The organism is Tessaracoccus sp. MC1627 (assembly GCF_014164725.1).
Classification (GTDB): Bacteria; Actinomycetota; Actinomycetes; order Propionibacteriales; family Propionibacteriaceae; genus Arachnia.
Map to the genome: position 1 here is coordinate 432654 of NZ_JACJGA010000004.1, position 19358 is coordinate 452011.

The following is a 19358-nucleotide window of genomic DNA, read 5'->3' on the forward strand; positions in this document are numbered from 1 at the left end:
AAGGGTGATTGAATAGGGATCACTGTGACTATGCGCGTGTTCTCGATTCAGCACGACCGGCAGGGACTGCCGGAGGTTGAACGCATCAGCCCTTGCGTTGACGACGTTGCCTCCCGCCTGACTTCCCTCCCGGAGGTCAACGGGGCCGTCGTGCTCAACACCTGCAACCGGGTCGAGGTGCTCCTCGACACCACCGGGGAGGCGTCGAACACGCGCCTGCGTGCCGCCCTCAACACCGCGTTCGACACCCCTCCCGTCTGGGACCTGTACCTCGGCGAGGCCGCGCTCGGGCACGTGTTCCGCGTGGCGGCCGGCCTGGATTCCATGGTGGTGGGCGAGCGGGAGATCGCCGGCCAGCTGCGTCGCGCGCTGGCCGCGGCACAGCAGGACGGGTCCACATCGCTGCCGCTGACCATCGCCGTCGACGAGGCACTCAAGACGTCCCGGCGGATCGCGCGGGAAACCGCGTTGGAGAGCGCCGGGCGCTCCGTGGTGAGCGTGGGCCTGGACCTGATGGGTCTCGACGACTGGCCCACCGCCACCGTCACCATCGTGGGCACTGGTTCCTACGCCGGGGCCGTCGTCGCCGCCCTGCGTGCGCGCGGCGTCGCCCACATCCGCGTGCATTCCGCCAGCGGTCGGGGCTCCGCGTTCGCCGACAGCCATGACCTCAACCACGTCGCCGCCCTCGAGGAGGCCCTTGCAGGCACGGACCTGGTCGTCACCTGTCGCGGCCTGGGTTCCCCCGTCATCGAGGTCGCCCACGTGCAGGGCCCGCAGCGCTTCCTCGATCTGTCCCTGCAGCGGGACGTGGCCCCTGAGGTCGCCGCGCTGGTCGGCGTGCGCGTCGTCGATCTGGCCTCCATCCAGAATTCGATCCGGCCGTGCTTCGCCGACGACACCCGGCGCGCTGAGGCGCTGGTCGAGGCAGGGGTTGCCGAGGTGCTGATGAAGCTTCGCTCACGCATCGTGGACCCGGCCGTCGTGGGGTTGCGGCAGGCGGTCATGGCGCTGGTCGACGACGAAGCTGCCCGCCTTCCCCAGCGTCCGCTCACCCACGACGACGCCGCCCTGGCGCTGCGCCGGTTGGCCACGAGGCTGCTGCACATCCCGTCGACGCGGGCCAGGATGGCTGCCGAACAGGGACGCACCGAGGAATACCTGCTGGCCATGGCCGAGCTCTTCGGGATCGGCGCCGGCGAGGTGGTGGACCCCGAGGCGATGGAGTCGCAGCACTGCCCGGTCACGCACCTGGCCGTCAACGACCTCGACTCCGCCGACGCCCAGGAGGCCATGTGAGTATCGCCCCGTACACCGCGGTCCTGTTCGCCTCCTACGGCGGCCCCAACGAATCGGCCGATGTGCTGCCGTTCATGCGCAACGCCACCGCCGGACGGGGCATCCCGGACGAGCGGCTCATCGAAGTCTCCAGGCACTACGAGCTGTTCGGGGGCAGGTCACCGATCAACGAGCTCAACGCTGCGCTGATGGAGGCGGTCCGCGACGAGCTGGCCCGGCGTGGCGTCGTGGTGCCGGTGGTGATCGGAAACCGCAACTGGCATCCCTACTTCGCCGACACGGTGCAGGAGCTGGTGGATGCCGGCCATGAGCGCGTGCTCGCGCTGGCCACCTCCGCCTACTCCTCCTACAGTGGATGCCGCCAGTACAACGAAGACCTGCAACGGGCCGCTGACGGCCGCCCGATCCACATCGACAAGGTGGACCCCTTCGCGGAGACCCCCGGGTTCGTCTCGGCCAACGCCCGCGCCCTCGGCGAGGCCGTGCGGCGCCTGAGGGCCCGGATCGGTGAGAACACGCTGAGGGTCCTGTTCGTGACCCACTCCATCCCGAGCGCCATGAATGAGGCGTCGTCCACGGGTGAGCCGGAGCGCCGCTACGACGCGCAGCACCTGAGGGTCGCGGCTGCGGTGGCCGCTGAGGCGTCGGCGCTGGTGGGCGAGGAGTTGGCCTGGGAGCTCACGTTCTGCTCCCGCTCCGGCGCCCCGCACATCCCCTGGCTGGAGCCCGATGTCAACGACCGGATGCCCGAGGTGCAGGCCGACGGCGTCGCGGGCGTGGTGGCGGCGCCCATCGGGTTCATCTCCGATCACATGGAGGTGGCCTACGATCTGGACACCCAGGCCAGGGAAACCGCCGCCGAGCTCGGCCTCCCCTACGAGCGGGCGGCCACCGTCGGAACCGACGCCGGCTTCGCGGTCCTGCTGGTTGACCAGTTGCTCGCGAAGGCCGCCGCCGCGCGAGGCGAAGTGCCCGCCGAGGGTCGCTGCCGGTTCTCCACCGGCCGCTGCTGTCTGCCCCGCCCCCTGGAAGGTTCCCGATGAGCAAGCACCCCGGTCGAGACGAGCGCGACGAGCAGGACGTGGACCTCGAGGCCATCAACGCCCAGCCGCTGTACGCCATGTACTCGGTGTTCGCCACCCGCGCACCGCTGCCCGCCTCCACTCTCGAGGCATCGGCGTTGGGCGCCGGCGTCACCGCTGCGCTCGAGGACACCGGGGTGAGCGTGCGTGGCTTCTACGACGTGGGCGGCTTCCGCGCGGACGCCGATCTGATGGTGTGGACGCTGGCCCATGATCCGGCCCCGCTCCAGGCTGCGTACCACGCGGTGCGGCAGAGCGGCCTCGGAGCCTACCTGTCGCCCGTCTGGTCCGTGATGGGCGTGCACCGCCCCGCCGAGTTCAACCGCACCCACGTGCCCAGCTGCTTCGCCGGCTTCGCGCCACGGCCGTGGATCACCGTCTACCCGTTCGTCCGCAGCTACGACTGGTACTACCTGGACGACGCGCATCGCTCGAAGATGCTGATGGAGCACGGCATGGCCGGGCGAGAGTACCCGGACGTCGTGGCCTCCACCCTCTCGTCGTTCGCGCTGGGCGACTACGAGTGGATCCTGGCCTTCGAGGCCGACGAACTGCACCGTCTGACAGACGCGATGCGCCACCAGCGTTCCGTCGAGGCCCGGCTGCACGTCCGCGAGGAGACGCCGTTCTTCACCGGCCCGCGCGTCGGGATCGACGAATGGATCGCCCGGCAGCCGATGGCCTGACCCGCCTCACTCCTTCCAGCCGAGCTCCCGGGCCACGGCCACCAGGTTCTCCATCCAGTGGACGTTGTAGTCCACGCCGAGTTGGCTGGGCATGGCGAACAGGACGTAATCGGCCTCGGTGACGGCCTCGTCGGCGCGCAGCAGCTCAGCGACCTCCTCGACTGTGCCCACCATCTGCGGCCCAGAGCGGGCCTTCGATCCGTCCAGAATGCCCACGCTGTCGTGGGCGTCGCCCCTGAGTCCGAAGTAGCGGCGGTCGTCGTCGTTGGTGATCGGGAAGACAGGCCGGGTCACAGCGGTCAGGCCGGGGCCGGGATGTCCCATCCGACGAAACACCCTGCGGTAGCTGCGGACCTGGTCCGCCTGCTGGACATGGAATGGACGGCCGTCGTCGGCCAACAGCAACGTCGAGCTCAACAGGTTCATGCCCTGCTCCGCCGTCCAGACCCCCGATTCCACGCTGCCCGCACCCCACCAGATCCGGTCCGGCAGGCCTGGGCTGATCGGCCGGATGGGAAGGTCCGGGCCGTCGCCGGAGAACTGGGCGGCGGCGGAGTGGGCGACCGGTTCGCCAGCGATGGCGCGGCGGAACCGTGCCACCTTGGCCTGGGCGTGGTCGGCCCAGGATTCGCCGTCGGTCAGCCGGTAGCCGAACTGCTTCTCCCCGTCGGCGGCGTGTTCCGGGCTGCCCCGGCTAACGCCCAGCTGGAGCCTGCCCCCGGAGATGAGGTCCGTGGCGGCGGCCTGCTCGGCCATGTGCAGCGGGTTCTCGTAGCGGAGGTCCACCACACCGGTGCCCACGTCGATGCGCGACGTGACGGCTGCCATCGCCGCGAGCAGCGGGAACGGTGTGGCGTGGGACTCCTCGAAGTGGTGGACCCTCACCCAGGCGCCGTCGAGGCCAACCTCATCGGCTGCTTCCGCGAAGGCGACGTGTTGGCGCAGGGCAGCGGCGGCGTCGGGCACCCTCGCCCCCACCACCGCCCGGTAGTGCCCGAAGGACAGGAACCCGATCCGCTTCATACCTGGGCTAACGCGGCGGAGTGGGGAATATTCCGACGTTGTGGGCAAGCAGCCGCCAGGCGCCGTGGGCGTGGCCGAGCTCCGAGAAGTGGGCGTTGCCGAGCCCTCCGAGGACTCTGCCGTGTGCACCCACGATGGCGTGGATGACGCGGTTCAGGAGCAGGCCGTGCGACACCACCAGCACTGTCCCTCCCTCGTGCGAGGCCGCGATCTCGAGTAGCGCCGGCAGGCCGCGTGCCACCACGTCGGCCAGCGTCTCACCCTCAGGGGAGCGCCGGAAATCCACCCCATTGGCGTACTTGGCCTCGTAGTCCGGCATCGAGGCCTTGACCTCGTCCCATGTGAGACCGGACCAGCTGCCGACGTCGATCTCCATCAGCCGTGGGTCGGTGAGGATCTCCGCCCCAGGCCGGGCCAGCCGCGCGGTGTCAAGGGCGCGCGAGAGAGGGGAGGAGTAGACAGCGTCCAGGTGGACGTCCGCGAAGACCCCGCGCACCGCCTCGGCCTGCTGCCGCCCCGCCGCGTTCAGCGGCACGTCGGCCTGTCCTTGGAAACGCTGCTGCGCGTTCCAATCGGTTTGGCCGTGCCTGAGGAGAAGCAGGCGCGTCGAGTGCTCGAGCCTCACTGCGCCGCGTCGTCGCTGACCTCGTCGTCGTCGGGCTCGGGAAGATGGAGCTCCAGCGGGATCTGAGGGCAGTCCTTCCACAGACGCTCGAGGTTGTAGAGCGTGCGCTCCTCCGTGTGCTGGACATGCACGACGAAGTCGATGTAGTCGAGCAGCACCCAGCGGTTCTCCCGGTCCCCCTCGCGGCGGACCGCCTTGTAGCCGGCCGCGATCAGCTTCTCCTCCACGCCGTCGACGATGGCGCCGACCTGGCGCTCATTCCCGGCGGAGGCGATGAGGAAGATGTCGGTGATGGCGAGCTGTTCGGACACGTCGAAGGCGACGATCCTGTGGCCCCGCTTATCCGCCGCGGCCTGTGCCGCGATCTGGACGGGCTTCAGCACCTCGTCAGCTACGGTCACTGGGTACTCCTGACTGGGGGGCCGGGTAGAGCCCCCGTTTGGCGATGTATTGGACGATGCCGTCCGGCACGAGGTACCAGATGGGTTCATGGGCGTGGACGCGTTCGCGGCAGTTGGTCGACGAGATGGCCAGGGCAGGAACCTCGAGGAGAGTCACCGCGTCCTCGGGGAGATGGGCGAGATCATCGGGGGTCATCGGCACGCCGGGGCGCGTCACGCCCACGAAATGCGCGAGATCGAACAGTTCATCGGCCCCGTACCAGGTGAGGATCTGGCGGACGGCGTCGGCGCCGGTGATGAAGAACAGATCCGTGTTGTCGCCACGCTCTGCGCGGAGGTCCTTGAGCGTGTCGACGGTGTAGGTGTTGCCGGGCCGATCGATGTCCACCCGGGACACGGAGAACCGCGGGTTGGAGGCGGTGGCGATCACCGTCATCAGGTAGCGGTCCTCGGCGAGGGAGACCTCGCGGTGGCTCTTCTGCCACGGCATGCCGGTGGGGACGAAGACCACCTCATCCAGACCGAACTTGGCCGCCACCTCGGAGGCGGCGACGAGGTGCCCGTGGTGGATGGGGTCGAAGGTGCCGCCCATCACGCCGAGGCGGTAGCGGCGGGAGGACTCCGTGCGCGCCAGTGCGAGCTCGGTGGTGGTCACTTGGAGTGCGGGCGACCCGAACCCATGCCGACGATCCACGCGATCACGCCGAGCAGCGTGGCCAGCGCGAGTGCGCCCATCACCCAGCTCGGCACGGCGGGTGCGGCTGCGGCGGTCTCCAGAAGAAGGCTCATGGCGCCCGATCCTAGCAAGGGATCCCCCGGCAGTCGTCCTCTCGGCTGGTGGTCGTCCCGCACCCCCCGCAATGCGGGCCGCCCGCGAAGCGACATCGCTCCCTGAGGAGGGCCGCCCGCGAAGCGGCGTGGACCATCCCCATCGCTCCCTGAGGAGGGCCGTCCGCGAAGCGGCGTGGCCTCTTTCGCTCCCTGAGGAGGGCCGCCCGCGGAGCGGCGTGGCCTCTTTCGCTCCCTGAGGAGGGCCGCCCGCGTAGCGGCGTGGCCTGTCTCGAAGGGTCGTGACTACCACCTTCACGCGGATCTCGTGGTCGGGTGCGGTGAGCCGTGACTCGATGCCCGGGCGGCCGTTGTCCACAGTCGGAAACCTGCTGCCGGTGTGGTCCATGGTCGGGTGTTGAGGCCGCCCGGGCATCGACTCGCGTCTCCCCGCACTCGTCCTGTCTGTGGCGTGGTCTTGTCCGGGTGCTTGCCGGCAGGGCGGCGCTGGGGTCGGGTCTGCTTAGGCGGGACGCCGGTTGGGTGATCGTCGGGTTGGGCACCGCAGCGCAGTGCCGCCCTGCCGTCCCCCAGCCTCGCTGTCAGGTCCGGGTTCTCGACCCTTCGAGGGACCCTCAGGGGTTTCGCTGGTGAGTCCGGATGCTGGACCCACCCGGGATGTCCTAGGCGCGGACCTGCCCGTCGCCCTCGATGATGTATTTGCTGCTCGTCATCTCCGGGAGCCCCATGGGGCCGCGGGCGTGGAGCTTCTGGGTGGAGATGCCGATTTCGGCGCCGAAGCCGAACTCCCCGCCGTCGACGAATCGGCTGGAGGCGTTGACGAGCACCGCCGCGGCGTCCACCTCGGCGACGAAACGCTCGGCCGCCTTCCTGCTACGCGTGACGATGGTCTCCGAGTGGCCGGTGGTGTGGGACCGGATGTGCTCGAGCGCCTCGTCGAGGGAGCCGACCACCTTGGCGGCGAGATCCAGGGTCAGGTATTCGGCGTCGTACTCGTCCGGGTTGGCCGGGACGACGGCGTCGGAGTAGGCCGCAGTGGCGGAGTCGCCGTGGACGGTGACCCCGGAGCGGCCGAGGGCCTCAAGTGCCCGCGGGAGGAATTGGTCGGCAATGTCGCGGTGGACAAGGAGGGTCTCCGCGGCGTTGCAGACGCTGGGGCGCTGGGTCTTGGCGTTGAGCAGGATGGTGAGCGCCTGGTCGAGGTCCGCGTCCGCGTCGACATAGACGTGGCAGTTGCCGGTGCCGGTCTCGATCACCGGCACCGTCGACCCATCGACGACTGCCTGGATGAGCCCTGCGCCGCCGCGCGGGATCAGGACGTCCACCAGGCCGCGGGCGCGCATCAACTCGCCCGTCACCTCCCGGCCGCCTTCGACCAGATGGACGGCGTCGGGGGTGACGCCTGCGGTCTCCAGACCGCTGCGGAGCGCGGCGACGGTGGCGCGGTTGGTGTTGAGCGCCGAGGACGAGCCTCGCAGGAGGGCGGCGTTGCCGGACTTGAGGCAGATGCCGGCCGCGTCCGCGGTGACATTGGGGCGGGCCTCGTAGATGATGCCGACGACGCCGAAAGGCACCCGCACTTGCGTGACCGAGACGCCGTTGGCCAACTTCCATCCCCGGACGACGTCGCCGACGGGGTCGGGGAGGGCTGCAAGGTCGCGGAGACCCTGGACCATGCCCGCGATCCGGGCGGGCGTGAGTTCCAGTCGGTCGACGATGGACTCGGGAGTCCCGGCCGCGCGCGCCCCCGCGACGTCGACGGCGTTGGCCTCGAGCAGGTTGGGTTCGGCCGCGGCGAGGGCGTCTGCCATGGCTGCCAGCGCCCGATCCTTGGCGGCGCGATTCAGCGTGGCCAACTCGATGGCTGCCTTGCGGGCGGCAGTGGCTTGGGTCCGGAATTCCATGCGCCGAGTCTAGGCCGAGTCCCACCGTCGTCTCGGGGAATCTCGCCTGACGCGGCTGGCGCACGCCGGCGCTGGCCGGACGCCGCTATGTCGCGGCGCTGTGGCGGTCGGGCTTCGCCGGGCTCAGACCGCGAGCGCGACGCGGCCGCGGGCGCGCAGGTGCCGGACGACGTAGACAGCGAGGTTGACGGTGCACACCACCGTCATGGCTCCAGCGCAGATGATGAGGGCCCAGTCGGAGGTGAACAGGCCGAACGTGAACCACATCGCCTGGACGAGCAGCATGATCGACAGGTAGCCCACCGACACTCCGGAGAGGTCCGGCGCGCTGACCATCTCACGCAACTGGGAGAACTGGCCGAAGAGCTGGGGCACCGCGATCACGAACCCGAACGCCATCGCTCCGAAGACCAGCTCCACGCCGGTCAATGACGCGGCCAGCACCACCGGGAGGACGAGCTGAGGTGCGATGGCCTGCCTCCGGTCCCGAAGGACGAACACGACAATGACCAGCGCGAGCAGCGACATCACCAGGTTGGGCCACTGCATCTGGGCCTTCTGGACCAGGAAGCCGTGCACCATCCATGCGCCCGTGGTGGCCGCAGAGATCTGCCACAGCCGCAGCGACACCCCGGCGCTGGTCCTGGCACGCAGGATCCTGATCAACTGGGGAAGGTTGGACGCCACACCGATGGCTGCAGCCACCCACCCGAAGACCTCGATCACCCGACCAGGGTAAGCCAGCGCGACTCCCCCGAGAAATCGGCGCATCGTCGCCCAAATTCGTCCGCCTCCGCTGCACGAAGGGGCGTGCGCTCAGTCCTCGGCGAGCATCATGTGGTCGCGGTGCACGACCGGGCGCTGGCCGCGATGACCATCCTCCACGCTGCTGTGTCCCATCTCGGCGATCAGTTCCGCGCTGGAGTAGCCGACGAATCCGCGACCCACAGGCTCCCCGTCCGGCCCGACGATCTCCACCGGCTCGCCCTCGGCGAAGATGCCCACCACCTCGCGCACCCCGATCGCCAGCAGGGACGCCTTCTTCTCCACCAGTGCCCGCCTCGCGCCGGCGTCGACGTGGAGGAAACCGCGGGGCTCCGCCGCGAAGGCGAGCCACAGCAACCGTCGTGGGCGGCGCTTCCGGGTGGGGAGGAACAAGGTGCCCACGTCCTCGCCAGCCAGCGCGCGCTCAAGGTGGTCTGCCAGGCTCAGCACCACGCTGACGCCCGCCTGAGTGGCGATCTCGGCCGCCTGCACCTTGGTGCGCATCCCCCCGGTGCCGACCTTTGACCCCACCCGGGACGTGTCGACCTTGAGGGTGGAGATGTCCTCGACCCGATCGATCCGACGGGCGCCGGGGGTGTCGGGATGGGCCGTGTACAGGCCGTCGACGTCGCTGAGGATGATCAGCGCATCGGCGCGGACCAGGTGGGCGATGAGGGCCGCGAGGCGGTCGTTGTCTCCGAAGCGGATCTCGTGGGTGGCCACGGTGTCGTTCTCGTTGACGATCGGGATCACCCCGAGCCGGAAGAGCCGCGAGATGGTGTTGAGCGCGTTGCGGTAGGTCCTGGGCCGCAACACGTCCTCGACAGTGAGGAGCAGTTGCGCCACGGTGACGCCGTGCTCGGCGAACGCGTCTGAGTAGTGCCTGATCAGGAGCCCCTGGCCGACGGCGGCGGCGGCCTGTTGGGTCTCCAGGTCCCGCGGCCGGCGCCTCAGCCCGAGCGGGCCCAGCGCGGCGGCGATGGCGCCGGAGGTGACGAGGACCACCCGGACCCCGCGACCGTGCAGCGCCGAGAGCACCCGCGCCAGCATCGCCACCCGGGCCGGGTCCAGGTGGCCGTCGGGCCTGGTCAACGAGGACGAGCCGACCTTGACGACCACCCGGTCAGCACCCGCGACCTCAGCCCTCATCGTCGTCGCCCACCTCCGGCGCTGGCTCGTAGCCGGTGGTGGCGAAGTCGATGCCCGAAGCCTTGGCCGCGTGGTAGTCGGCGTCCATCCGACGGCGGCGCGAGGCGGCGGGCCGAGGCGTCTCCAGGCGGACATCCTCGCCGCGACGGCTCAGGATCTCCGCGCCGGTCTCCACCTGCGGGGCGAAGTCGAACACCACTGCGTTCTCGCCTCCGATCGCGACCGCGTCTCCGGGGCGCGCGCCGAGCTCGAGCAGCTTCTCCTCAACGCCCAACCTGTTGAGCCGGTCCGCCAGGTAGCCCACGGCCTCGGCGTTGGCGAAGTCCGTCTGCTTGATCCAACGCTCTGGCTTCTCGCCGCGGACCCGCCAGACGAGGCCGCCCTCGCCGTCGCCCTTCTGCACGATGGTGAACTCCGGCCCGGCCGCGCGGCGTGCGACGGGCGCCGGGCGGAGCACCTGCCTGGGCTTGGCGGCCTCGGGCAGCGCGGCACGCCGGGCGGCCACGATCTCAGCCATGGCGAACTTCAGCTCGTTGAGCCCCTCCCCCGTCTTGGTGGAGATCTCGAAGATCCGGTGCCCGAACTTCGCCAGATCCGGGCGTGCGATCTCCGCCATCTCGTGCGCGTCCGGCAGGTCGACCTTGTTGAGGGCGATCAGGCGCACCCGGTCCTCCAGGCCCCCGTGGGCGGTCAGCTCGGCCTCGATGATCTCCAGGTCCGTCAGCGGGTCACGCCCCGGCTCGTAGGTGCCGAGGTCGATGACGTGCACGATGGCCTGGCACCGCTCGATGTGGCGCAGGAAGTCGAAGCCCAGGCCGCGACCCTCGGAGGCGCCCTCGATCAGGCCGGGCACGTCTGCGACGGTGTAGGTGACGTCCCCGGCGACCACGACGCCCAGGTTGGGAATCAGCGTGGTGAACGGGTAGTCGGCGATCTTCGGCCGCGCCCGGGAGATGGCGGCGATCAGCGACGACTTCCCGGCGGACGGGAACCCGACGAGGCCGACGTCGGCGATCACCTTGAGCTCGAGCTGGACCAGCCGGCTCTCCCCCTCCTCGCCGAGCAGCGCGAAGCCGGGAGCCTTGCGTGCGGCCGAGGCCAGCGCTGCGTTGCCGAGCCCGCCCTTGCCCCCGGCTGCGGCGACGTACTCGGCCCCCGGCTCGGTGAGGTCTGCCAGCACCTCCCCTGTCTCGGCGTCGGTCACGACGGTGCCGCTGGGGACCGCCAGGACGACGTCATCGCCGTTGGCTCCGTCGTGGTGGTCGCCCTTGCCCGGCTGCCCGTTGACGGCCTTCCGGACAGATTGGCGGTGGAACTCGACCAGGGTCGAGAGGGAGTCGTCGACCCGGAAGATGATGGAGCCTCCCGTGCCACCGTTGCCGCCGTCCGGTCCCCCCAGCGGAACGAACTTCTCGCGGTGGATGGAGGTGCAGCCGTGGCCGCCGTTGCCGGCCTGAACGGTCAGCTTGACCCGGTCGACGAACGAGGGAATAGCCATGGAAAGCTCCTTATCAGCCGAGGCTGAGTGTATCGAAAAAGCAAGAACGGCCCCGGAGGGCCGTTCTTGTGATGAGTGTCCGCCGAAGGATCAGGCTGTCACGACGTTGACGACGCGACGTCCGCGCTTGACGCCGAACTCCACCTGGCCTTCGACCAGGGCGAAAAGGGTGTCGTCGCCACCGCGACCCACACCGTCGCCCGGGTGGAAGTGGGTGCCGCGCTGGCGCACGAGGATCTCGCCCGCGCCGACGACCTGGCCTCCGAAGCGCTTCACGCCGAGGCGCTGGGCATTCGAGTCACGACCGTTGCGCGTCGAGGACGCGCCCTTTTTGTGTGCCATAGTGTCAGCTCCTCAGCTCTCGATCCCGGTGACCTTGACCTGGGTGTACCGCTGACGGTGACCCTGGCGCTTCTTGTAGCCGGTCTTGTTCTTGTACTTCAGGATCCGGATCTTCGGACCCTTCTTCATTCCCAGCACCTCAGCGGTGACGCTGATCTTGCCGAGTCCCTTGGCATCTGAGGTGATCTTGTCGCCGTCGACCAGCAGCAGCGGCTGCAGGGTGACGGTGTTGCCGACCTCTTCGGACACCAGATCGATGTCCAGGACGTCGCCAACAGCCACCTTGTGCTGACGTCCACCGTTGCGCACGATCGCGTACACGACTGACCTACCTTCTTGTTTGCTTCAAGCCTTGCGGCGCGCCCGACCCGACAGGGGGCAAAGCACCGAGGGCCAACTGTACGTGGGCGCCCCGCACCCGGTCAAACCGGGCAATGCCCATTCTAGGTGGTGACAACCACCGGCACGATCATCGGGCGGCGACGCAGTGACCGCGCCACCCACTGGCCCACCACGCGGCGGGTCACCTGCTGCAGGCGGAAGGAGTCGTTGACCCCGTCGCGCATCGCGTCGGTGAGTGCATCGGCCACCCGCTGGCGGGCCTCGTCGAAGACGCTGCTGTCCTCGGCGATGCCGCGGACGTGAATGTCCGGGCCGCTGACGATGGTGCGGTTGTGCACGTCCACAGCCGTGATCACGGAGACGAAGCCCTCCTCGCCCAGGATCCGGCGGTCCATGATGGACTCCGAGATGTCGCCCACGAACGAGCCGTCGACGAAGACGTAGCTCGCATCGATCGAGCCGACCTTCTTGGCGATGCCGTCCTTGAGGTCGATCACGTCTCCGTCGCCGGCCACGATGGTGCGCGCAGCGGGGACGCCCGTGGCCTGCGCGAGCTTGGCGTTGGCGATCAGGTGGCGGGCCTCGCCGTGGACGGGCAGCACGTTGCGGGGCTTCAGGATGTTGTAGCAGTACAACAACTCGCCCGCTGAGGCGTGCCCCGAGACGTGGACCAGCGCGTTGCCTTTGTGGACGACGGTGGCGCCGAGTGCGGAGAGTCCGTTGATGACCCGGTACACGGAGTTCTCGTTGCCGGGGATCAGCGAGCTGGCCAGCAGGACGGTGTCGCCCGGGCCGACCTCGACGACGGGGTGGTCGCTGTTGGCGATCCGGCTGAGCGCGGCCATCGGCTCGCCCTGCGATCCGGTAGAGACGATGACCACCTTGCTCGGCGGGTACTTGTCGATTTCCTTCAGCTCGATGAGGGTCCCGGCCGGCACCTTGAGGAAGCCCAGATCCCGCGCGGTGCCCATGTTGCGCACCATCGAGCGGCCCACGTAGACAACCTTGCGGTCGTGCTTGACGGCCATGTTCAGGATCTGCTGGATGCGGTGCACGTGGCTGGCGAAGCTGGCCACGATCAGCTTGCCCGTGGCCTGATCGAAGACGCGCGCGATGGCGGGCTCGAGGTCCCGCTCCAGGGTGGTGAACCCTGGGGACTCCGCGTTGGTGGAGTCCACCATGAACAGGTCCACACCCTCCTCACCCAGGCGGGCGAAGCCGCGGAGGTCGGTCAGGCGGCCGTCCATCGGCAGCTGGTCCATCTTGAAGTCGCCGGTGTGCAGCACCAGCCCGCCCTTGGTGCGGATCGCCACCGCCAGGGCGTCCGGAATGGAGTGGGTGACGGCGAGGAACTCGAACTCGTAATTGCCGATCTCGACGATGTCGCCCTCCTCGACGGCGTCGAGGTCGAAGTTGCGGATCTTGTGCTCGCGCAGCTTCGTGGCGAGGAATGCCAGGGTCAGCTTCGAGCCGTAGATCGGGATGTCGGGGCGCTTCTTCAACAGATAGGGCACCGCTCCGATGTGGTCCTCGTGGCCGTGGGTGAGGACGAGGGCGACGATGTCGTCGAGCCTGTCGTCGAGGTAGCCCAGCGCGGGGAGGATGAGGTCGACACCGGGGTGGTGATCCTCCGGGAACAGCACACCACAATCCACCAGGGCGATCTGCCCGTCGATCTCGAAGGCGGTCATGTTGCGACCGATGTCCCCGAGCCCTCCGAGCGGGATCACCCGCAACGTTCCTGGGGCCAGTTTGGGGGGTAGTGTCACGTCGGTCATGGGCTCAGGCTAGTGGATAGGGGGGCGGCCGCCCCTACGATGGCGCCATGTCTGTCACCGACACCGTCCGCCTGGCCATGCCCGCCGAAGCCGTCGACGTCGCCCGCGTCCAGCGGCGCGCCTGGGCCGAATCCGGCCTGCTGGCGGCTGCGGGCGGCGGCCTCCCGGCAGACGAGGCGACGCGAGTGTGGCACGAGGCGATCGTCAAGCCCCCGCTGGCCCACCTGCGCGTGCTGGTGGCCATCGGCGACGTGGGCGTGGTGGGGTTCGCCGTCACCGGGCCGAGCGGGGATCCGGACCGCGCCGAGCGCGACGGGACGGTCGCGGAGTTCGTCGTCGACCCTCGGCACCGGGGCGCCGGCCACGGATCGCGTCTGATCAACGCCGCCGTCGACACGCTGCGCCGGGACGGCTATCTGGTGGCGACGATGTGGGTTCGGGCCTCCGACGATGCGCTGCGGGCCTTCCTGTCCGGCTGCGGCTGGGCTGCGGACGGTGCGCACCAGGAGATCGGGACCGACGATGGCGCCCCCGGCATCAAGCTGATCCGGATGCACACCGACATCTCGGTGTGATCGAGACAGGAGACTTGCGACCCGTCCACGGCCCGTGACAGGGTGGAGGCTTGTTTTTCGCGTAACCGAGTGACTCTGAGCCTACTGAACCTGAACCTGACCGAGGGAGCCCGCAGTGCCCACACCCCTGACCCCGCGCGCCGTCGAGCGCGACATGGCCACTGATGCGTGCGAACCGCCGACGGAGGGTGGGGGCCTCAACCGTTGGGTCTTCGGCTCGTCGGCGCTCATCATCCTCGCCGCCCTGACAGTGGCCCTCATCGCACCGCAGGCGTTCAATGACGTCGTCTCGGCCATCAACACCGTCGTGGTCAACTCGATCGGCTGGTACTACGTGGCCCTCGTCTCGGGCTTCGTCATCTTCGCTCTCGTCGTCGCCTTCAGCAAGCTCGGCACCATCCGGCTGGGCCCCTCCGACGAGGCCCCGCAGTATCCGTGGCGGACATGGTTCGCGATGCTGTTCGCCGCCGGGATGGGCATCGGGCTCGTGTTCTGGGGCGTCGCGGAGCCCCTGTGGCACCTCGCGGCGCCGCCGCCCGGATTCGGGGAGTCGGGTATCGAGGCGCAGGGTCGCCGGGCCATGGCGCAGACCTTCCTGCACTGGGGCGTGCACGCCTGGGCCGTGTACGTGGTCGTCGGACTGGCTGTGGCCTACGCCGTCCACCGCAAGGGGCGCCCCGTCTCCATCCGGTGGGCCCTCGAGCCGATCCTCGGCAAGCGGACCAACGGGCCCATCGGTGACGCGATCGACATCGCGGCTGTCGTGGGCACCCTGTTCGGCGTCGCCACCTCATTGGGTCTCGGCGTCAACCAGATCGCGGCCGGCCTGGAGCACCTCGGTCTAGTCGACGGCAGCACCACCGTCAAGCTGCTGATCATCGCCGGCATCACCGTGCTCGCGACCCTGTCGGTGGTCTCCGGGCTGGATCGCGGCATCGCCTTCCTGTCGCGCGCCAACCTGTGGCTGGCCGCGCTCCTCATGGTGGCCGTGCTGATCCTCGGACCCACCCTGTTCGTGCTGCGCGAACTGGTCTCCGGATTCGGCGGCTACATCCAGAACTTCGTGTCGATGTCCTTCCAGACCTTCGCGTTCTACGGTGATCGGGGCGAGTCCTGGCTCGGCGCCTGGACCACCTACTACTGGGGATGGTGGATCGCCTGGTCCCCGTTCGTGGGTGTGTTCATCGCCCGCATCTCCCGCGGCCGCACCGTGCGGGAGTTCGTCTCCGGCGTCCTGCTGGTTCCCACCGCCGTCACCATGCTGTGGTTCTCGGTCATGGGCGGCACCGCCCTCTACCAGCAGATCTTCGGCGGGGCAGACCACATCGTCGACGGTTCGGTGAGCACCAACACCGCCCTGTTCGACATGCTGGGCCAGCTGCCCGGCGGCTCACTCCTGTCAGGGGTGGCGATCGTTCTCGTGCTGGTGTTCTTCGTCACCAGCTCGGACTCGGGTTCGTTCGTGGTGGACATGTTGACCCACAACGGCAACCCGAATCCGCCTGTGTGGTCCCGGGTCTTCTGGTCCGTGCTGGAGGGCTCGATCGCTGCGGTGCTCATCTGGGCCAGCTCTGCCGCATTGGGCGGAGACACCTCGGGGATCTCCGCTCTCCAGGCCCTGACGATCGTGGCGGCGGCACCGTTCTCGCTGGTGATGATCGGCATGTGCTTCTCCGTGGTCAAGGCGCTCCGGCACGACGTCGCGGTGTGGGAACGGGCCGAGGAGACACTTCTGCGCCGCGAGCTGGCTGAGGAGGCCGCCAAGCTCGCCGCGGACCCGCCCCAGTGAGGTGAGGTGAGGGCTGGGGCTCGTCAGAGTCCCAGCACTGACTCCATCTCGAGCGTCAGGCCGGGGTGGTCCACAACATGGCGGATGCCTGCCACCACGCCGGGCATGAACGAGACTCGCTCGAAGGAGTCATGGCGGACGGTCAGCGTCTCTCCCGTGTCGCCGAAGAGGACCTCCTGGTGTGCCACCAGTCCCTGCAACCGGATGCCGTGGATGTGGATGCCGTCCACCACGGCACCCCGGGCGCCGTCGTCATGGACGGTGGCGTCCGGGACCGGGCCCAACTCCGCCTCCGCGCGGGCCGTCGCGATCCGACGCGCCGTCGTGGCCGACGTGCCGGAGGGGGCGTCGGCCTTGTTGGGGTGGTGCAGTTCGATGATCTCCGCCGACGGGTAGAAGGGCGCTGCCAGTGCGGCGAACTTCATCATGAGCACCGCCCCGATGGAGAAGTTGGAGGCGATCAGCACCCCCACCTCGGGGTGCGCGGCGCAGAGCTCCCGCACTCTCGCGAGGCGCTCATCGTTGAAGCCGGTGGTGCCGATCACCATGTGCAGCCCGCGCCGGAGGCACCACTCGATGTTGTCCATCACCGCGTCAGGGTGTGTGAAGTCCACCACCACCTGGGCCCGGTTGACCAGTTCCCGGGGCTCCCCCAGGTCCGCGCCACCCACGGGGGTCATGCCCTCGGCGCGGGTGACGGCCCGGACCACCTCGCTGCCCATCTTGCCGCTGACTCCGAACACGCCCACGCGAATCTCTGTCATAGGTGATCCCTTCTGGTTCTCTTCCATCTCCATCCAAGCATCGACGGCAGGGTGGCGCCACCCTTCGGGGAACGCCGCAGGGGCGGGCCCGGTTCATCCGGACCCGCCCCTGCGGTGTGTGCCTGTGTGACCGAGGTCAGTCGTTCGACTCGGCCTTCTCCTCCACCACCGGGATCAGCGACAGCTTGCCGCGATCGTCGATGTCGGAGATCTCCACCTGGAGCTTCTGGCCCACAGACAGGATGTCCTCGACGTTCTCGACGCGGGCGCCGCCGGCCAGGGGGCGCAGCTTCGAGATGTGAAGGAGTCCGTCCTTGCCAGGCAGCAGCGACACGAAGGCGCCGAAGGTCGTGAGCTTGACGACGGTGCCCAGGTAGCGCTCGCCGCGCTCCGGCAGGTGCGGGTTGGCGATGGCGTTGATGGCGGCGACAGCGGCATCCGCTGCCTCGCCGGTCTCGGCGCCGACGTAGACGGTGCCGTCGTCCTCGATCGAGATGTTCGCGCCGGTGTCGTCCTGGATCTGGTTGATCATCTTGCCCTTGGGGCCGATGATCTCGCCGATCTTGTCCACCGGGATGCGCACCGTGATGATGCGGGGAGCGAAGGGGCTCATCTCATCCGGCACGTCGATGGCCTCGTTCATGACGTCCAGCAGCGTGTGCCGGGCGTCACGGGCCTGCAGCAGCGCCTTCTGAAGCTCGAGGGCGGGGATGCCGTTGAGCTTGGTGTCCAGCTGCAGCGCGGTGAGGAAGTCCCTCGTGCCGGCCACCTTGAAGTCCATGTCGCCGAGCGCGTCCTCGGCACCCAGGATGTCGGTCAGCGCGATGTACTTCGTCTCGCCGTCGACCTCCTCGGACATGAGGCCCATGGCGATGCCCGCGACAGCGGACTTCAGCGGGACGCCCGCGTTGAGCAGCGACAGCGTCGAGGCGCACACCGAGCCCATCGACGTGGAGCCGTTGGAGCCCAGCGCCTCCGAGACCTGACGGATGGCGTAGGGGAACTCCGAGCGCGTGGGCAGCACGGGGATGAGTGCCCGCTCGGCCAGCGCGCCATGGCCGACCTCGCGGCGCTTCGGGGAGCCGACGCGGCCGGTCTCGCCCGTCGAGAAGGGCGGGAAGTTGTAGTTGTGCATGTAGCGCTTGGTGCGCTCCGGGGAGAGCGTGTCGATCTTCTGCTCCATGTCCAGCATGTTCAGGGTGGAGACGCCCATGATCTGGGTCTCGCCGCGCTGGAAGAGAGCCGAACCGTGGACGCGCGGGATGACCGCGACCTCCGCCGCCAGCTCGCGGATCTCGGCCGGGCCGCGACCGTCGATGCGGACCGCGTCGGTGAGGGTGCGGTGGCGCACGAGCTTCTTCGTCAGCGCCTTGAGTGAGGCGGACACCTCACTGAGGCGACCCTCGAAGCGCTGGGCGAGCTGCTCGGTGACGTCCTGACGGATGGCGTGGGTGGCCTCGTCACGCTCCTGCTTGCCGGCGATCTGCATGGCCTCGGCCACGCGGGCGCTGGCCAGCTCGGAGACGGCCTCGAACACGTCGTCCTGGTAGTCACGGAAGACCGGGAAGTCGTAGGTCTCCTTGGGCAGCTTCGCGGCCAGTTCGGACTGGGCGTCGCACAGCGCCTTGATGAAGGGCTTGGCCGCCTCGAGACCCAGGCCCACGACCTCTTCGGTGGGGGCGGTCTTGCCGGAGCGGACGAGCTCCCATGTGGCCTCGGTGCCGCCGGCTTCAACCATCATGATGGCGACGTCGCCGTCGGCCAGCACGCGGCCGGCCACCACCATCTGGAAGACGGACTTGGACACCTGCTCGACGGAGGGGAATGCCACCCACTGGTCGTCGATGAGGGCCACCCGAACGCCGCCGATGGGGCCGGAGAACGGCAGCCCGGCGATCTGGGTGGACATCGACGCAGCGTTGATGGCGACGACGTCGTACATGACGTTGGGGTTGAGCGACAGGACGGTGACAACCACCTGGACCTCGTTGCGCAGGCCCTTGACGAACGCGGGGCGCAGCGGGCGGTCGATGAGGCGGCAGGCGAGGATGGCGCCCTCGCCCGGGCGGCCTTCGCGACGGAAGAACGAGCCGGGGATCTTGCCCGCGGCGTACATGCGCTCCTCGACGTCGACGGTGAGGGGGAAGAAGTCGAGAGCGTCGCGCGGGGTCTTCTGCGCGGTGGTGGCCGACAGCAACATGGTGTCGCCGTCCAGGTAGACGGCGGCCGAGCCATCGGCCTGCTGGGCCAGCACGCCGGCCTCGAAACGTACAGTGTGCTTGCCGAACTTGCCGTTGTCGATCACGGCTTCAGCGAATTCGATGCCTGGTCCTTCCATGGACAGGCTCCTTTCGATTGGGTGTCGCCACCCGCGCACGGCGATGCTCGCCACGCCTGCCGGTCTTCGATCGAGGCCCGCGGGTGCGCGCTCTCTGGGCGCCCGAAAGCCACTACCGAGGACCAGACGGACACGTGCGCTGGGCGGCGGGGTGGTATGAAACATATTCAGTTGTCCGGTGCAGTCTAGCCGCTTGGGCCACGATGGTT

At 69.0% G+C, this 19358-nt stretch carries 19 protein-coding genes; 5 read left to right on the top strand and 14 right to left on the bottom strand.

From position 1 onward, the window contains the following. Window positions 1-30 precede the first annotated feature (30 nt). Genes H5399_RS10535 through hemQ form a run of 3 tightly spaced genes read left to right on the top strand, consistent with a single transcriptional unit; the run spans window position 31 to window position 3067 of the window. Window positions 31-1299, top strand: coding sequence for a glutamyl-tRNA reductase (locus H5399_RS10535; protein WP_182782981.1), 1269 nt, complete (start codon window positions 31-33; stop codon window positions 1297-1299). Next, complete coding sequence (locus tag H5399_RS18060) at window positions 1296-2342, top strand: ferrochelatase (RefSeq protein ID WP_370585744.1); 1047 nt, start codon at window positions 1296-1298, stop codon at window positions 2340-2342. Before H5399_RS10535 ends, H5399_RS18060 begins: the two co-directional genes overlap by 4 nt. Then, complete coding sequence (gene hemQ, locus H5399_RS18065) at window positions 2339-3067, top strand: hydrogen peroxide-dependent heme synthase (RefSeq protein WP_255422208.1); 729 nt, start codon at window positions 2339-2341, stop codon at window positions 3065-3067. The genes H5399_RS18060 and hemQ overlap by 4 nt, the downstream gene beginning before the upstream one ends. A gap of 6 nt (window positions 3068-3073) precedes the next feature. Here the strand turns inward: hemQ and H5399_RS10545 are convergent, their stop codons facing one another. The 12 genes from H5399_RS10545 to H5399_RS10600 form a co-directional block, all read right to left on the bottom strand. Beyond that, window positions 3074-4090: an LLM class flavin-dependent oxidoreductase gene (locus H5399_RS10545; protein WP_182782982.1), complete on the bottom strand. Its 1017-nt coding sequence runs from the start codon at window positions 4088-4090 to the stop codon at window positions 3074-3076. 7 nt (window positions 4091-4097) lie between these two features. Further along, window positions 4098-4796: a histidine phosphatase family protein gene (locus H5399_RS10550; RefSeq protein ID WP_370585745.1), complete on the bottom strand. Its 699-nt coding sequence runs from the start codon at window positions 4794-4796 to the stop codon at window positions 4098-4100. Beyond that, on the bottom strand, window positions 4712-5116 hold the full coding sequence (rsfS, locus tag H5399_RS10555; RefSeq protein ID WP_370585746.1) for a ribosome silencing factor: 405 nt from the start codon (window positions 5114-5116) through the stop codon (window positions 4712-4714). Before rsfS ends, H5399_RS10550 begins: the two co-directional genes overlap by 85 nt. After that, window positions 5103-5771, bottom strand: coding sequence for a nicotinate-nucleotide adenylyltransferase (gene nadD / locus H5399_RS10560; protein ID WP_182782985.1), 669 nt, complete (start codon window positions 5769-5771; stop codon window positions 5103-5105). Before nadD ends, rsfS begins: the two co-directional genes overlap by 14 nt. Beyond that, window positions 5768-5905, bottom strand: coding sequence for a hypothetical protein (locus tag H5399_RS10565; RefSeq protein ID WP_182782986.1), 138 nt, complete (start codon window positions 5903-5905; stop codon window positions 5768-5770). The genes nadD and H5399_RS10565 overlap by 4 nt, the downstream gene beginning before the upstream one ends. A gap of 662 nt (window positions 5906-6567) precedes the next feature. After that, complete coding sequence (locus H5399_RS10570) at window positions 6568-7809, bottom strand: glutamate-5-semialdehyde dehydrogenase (RefSeq protein WP_182782987.1); 1242 nt, start codon at window positions 7807-7809, stop codon at window positions 6568-6570. Between the two features lie 123 nt (window positions 7810-7932). Continuing rightward, on the bottom strand, window positions 7933-8535 hold the full coding sequence (locus H5399_RS10575; RefSeq protein WP_182782988.1) for a PQ-loop domain-containing transporter: 603 nt from the start codon (window positions 8533-8535) through the stop codon (window positions 7933-7935). Window positions 8536-8625: 90 nt separating this feature from the next. Beyond that, a complete protein-coding gene (proB, locus tag H5399_RS10580; RefSeq protein ID WP_182782989.1) occupies window positions 8626-9723 on the bottom strand; it encodes a glutamate 5-kinase in 1098 nt (365 codons plus the stop codon). Continuing rightward, a complete protein-coding gene (gene obgE / locus H5399_RS10585) occupies window positions 9713-11221 on the bottom strand; it encodes a GTPase ObgE (RefSeq protein WP_182782990.1) in 1509 nt (502 codons plus the stop codon). Before obgE ends, proB begins: the two co-directional genes overlap by 11 nt. A gap of 90 nt (window positions 11222-11311) precedes the next feature. Next, entirely contained in the window at window positions 11312-11563 is a 252-nt protein-coding gene (gene rpmA, locus H5399_RS10590) for a 50S ribosomal protein L27 (protein WP_182782991.1), read from the bottom strand. A 12-nt stretch (window positions 11564-11575) separates the two neighbouring features. After that, entirely contained in the window at window positions 11576-11884 is a 309-nt protein-coding gene (gene rplU / locus H5399_RS10595) for a 50S ribosomal protein L21 (RefSeq protein WP_182782992.1), read from the bottom strand. A gap of 122 nt (window positions 11885-12006) precedes the next feature. Continuing rightward, window positions 12007-13683: a ribonuclease J gene (locus H5399_RS10600; RefSeq protein WP_182782993.1), complete on the bottom strand. Its 1677-nt coding sequence runs from the start codon at window positions 13681-13683 to the stop codon at window positions 12007-12009. A 47-nt stretch (window positions 13684-13730) separates the two neighbouring features. Between H5399_RS10600 and H5399_RS10605 the strand changes: the two genes are divergently transcribed. Then, window positions 13731-14258, top strand: coding sequence for a GNAT family N-acetyltransferase (locus H5399_RS10605; protein ID WP_182782994.1), 528 nt, complete (start codon window positions 13731-13733; stop codon window positions 14256-14258). Between the two features lie 115 nt (window positions 14259-14373). Next, a complete protein-coding gene (locus tag H5399_RS10610) occupies window positions 14374-16047 on the top strand; it encodes a BCCT family transporter (RefSeq protein WP_220489243.1) in 1674 nt (557 codons plus the stop codon). 23 nt (window positions 16048-16070) lie between these two features. Here H5399_RS10610 and dapB read toward each other — a convergent pair whose 3' ends face one another. Then, window positions 16071-16811, bottom strand: a complete 741-nt coding sequence (dapB, locus tag H5399_RS10615; protein WP_182782995.1) for a 4-hydroxy-tetrahydrodipicolinate reductase — start codon at window positions 16809-16811, stop codon at window positions 16071-16073. 136 nt (window positions 16812-16947) lie between these two features. Then, entirely contained in the window at window positions 16948-19149 is a 2202-nt protein-coding gene (locus tag H5399_RS10620) for a polyribonucleotide nucleotidyltransferase (protein ID WP_182782996.1), read from the bottom strand. Window positions 19150-19358 lie beyond the last annotated feature (209 nt).

What these genes read in the sequence shown, in the direction of transcription:
- H5399_RS10535 (WP_182782981.1), top strand. Translation starts at nt 31, where the DNA reads ATGCGCGTGTTCTCGATTCAGCACGACCGGCAGGGACTGCCGGAGGTT.
- hemQ (WP_255422208.1), top strand. Translation starts at nt 2,339, where the DNA reads ATGAGCAAGCACCCCGGTCGAGACGAGCGCGACGAGCAGGACGTGGAC.
- H5399_RS10545 (WP_182782982.1), bottom strand. Translation starts at nt 4,090, where the DNA reads ATGAAGCGGATCGGGTTCCTGTCCTTCGGGCACTACCGGGCGGTGGTG.
- H5399_RS10565 (WP_182782986.1), bottom strand. Translation starts at nt 5,905, where the DNA reads ATGAGCCTTCTTCTGGAGACCGCCGCAGCCGCACCCGCCGTGCCGAGC.
- H5399_RS10570 (WP_182782987.1), bottom strand. Translation starts at nt 7,809, where the DNA reads ATGGAATTCCGGACCCAAGCCACTGCCGCCCGCAAGGCAGCCATCGAG.
- proB (WP_182782989.1), bottom strand. Translation starts at nt 9,723, where the DNA reads ATGAGGGCTGAGGTCGCGGGTGCTGACCGGGTGGTCGTCAAGGTCGGC.
- obgE (WP_182782990.1), bottom strand. Translation starts at nt 11,221, where the DNA reads ATGGCTATTCCCTCGTTCGTCGACCGGGTCAAGCTGACCGTTCAGGCC.
- rpmA (WP_182782991.1), bottom strand. Translation starts at nt 11,563, where the DNA reads ATGGCACACAAAAAGGGCGCGTCCTCGACGCGCAACGGTCGTGACTCG.
- H5399_RS10600 (WP_182782993.1), bottom strand. Translation starts at nt 13,683, where the DNA reads ATGACCGACGTGACACTACCCCCCAAACTGGCCCCAGGAACGTTGCGG.
- H5399_RS10605 (WP_182782994.1), top strand. Translation starts at nt 13,731, where the DNA reads ATGTCTGTCACCGACACCGTCCGCCTGGCCATGCCCGCCGAAGCCGTC.
- dapB (WP_182782995.1), bottom strand. Translation starts at nt 16,811, where the DNA reads ATGACAGAGATTCGCGTGGGCGTGTTCGGAGTCAGCGGCAAGATGGGC.
- H5399_RS10620 (WP_182782996.1), bottom strand. Translation starts at nt 19,149, where the DNA reads ATGGAAGGACCAGGCATCGAATTCGCTGAAGCCGTGATCGACAACGGC.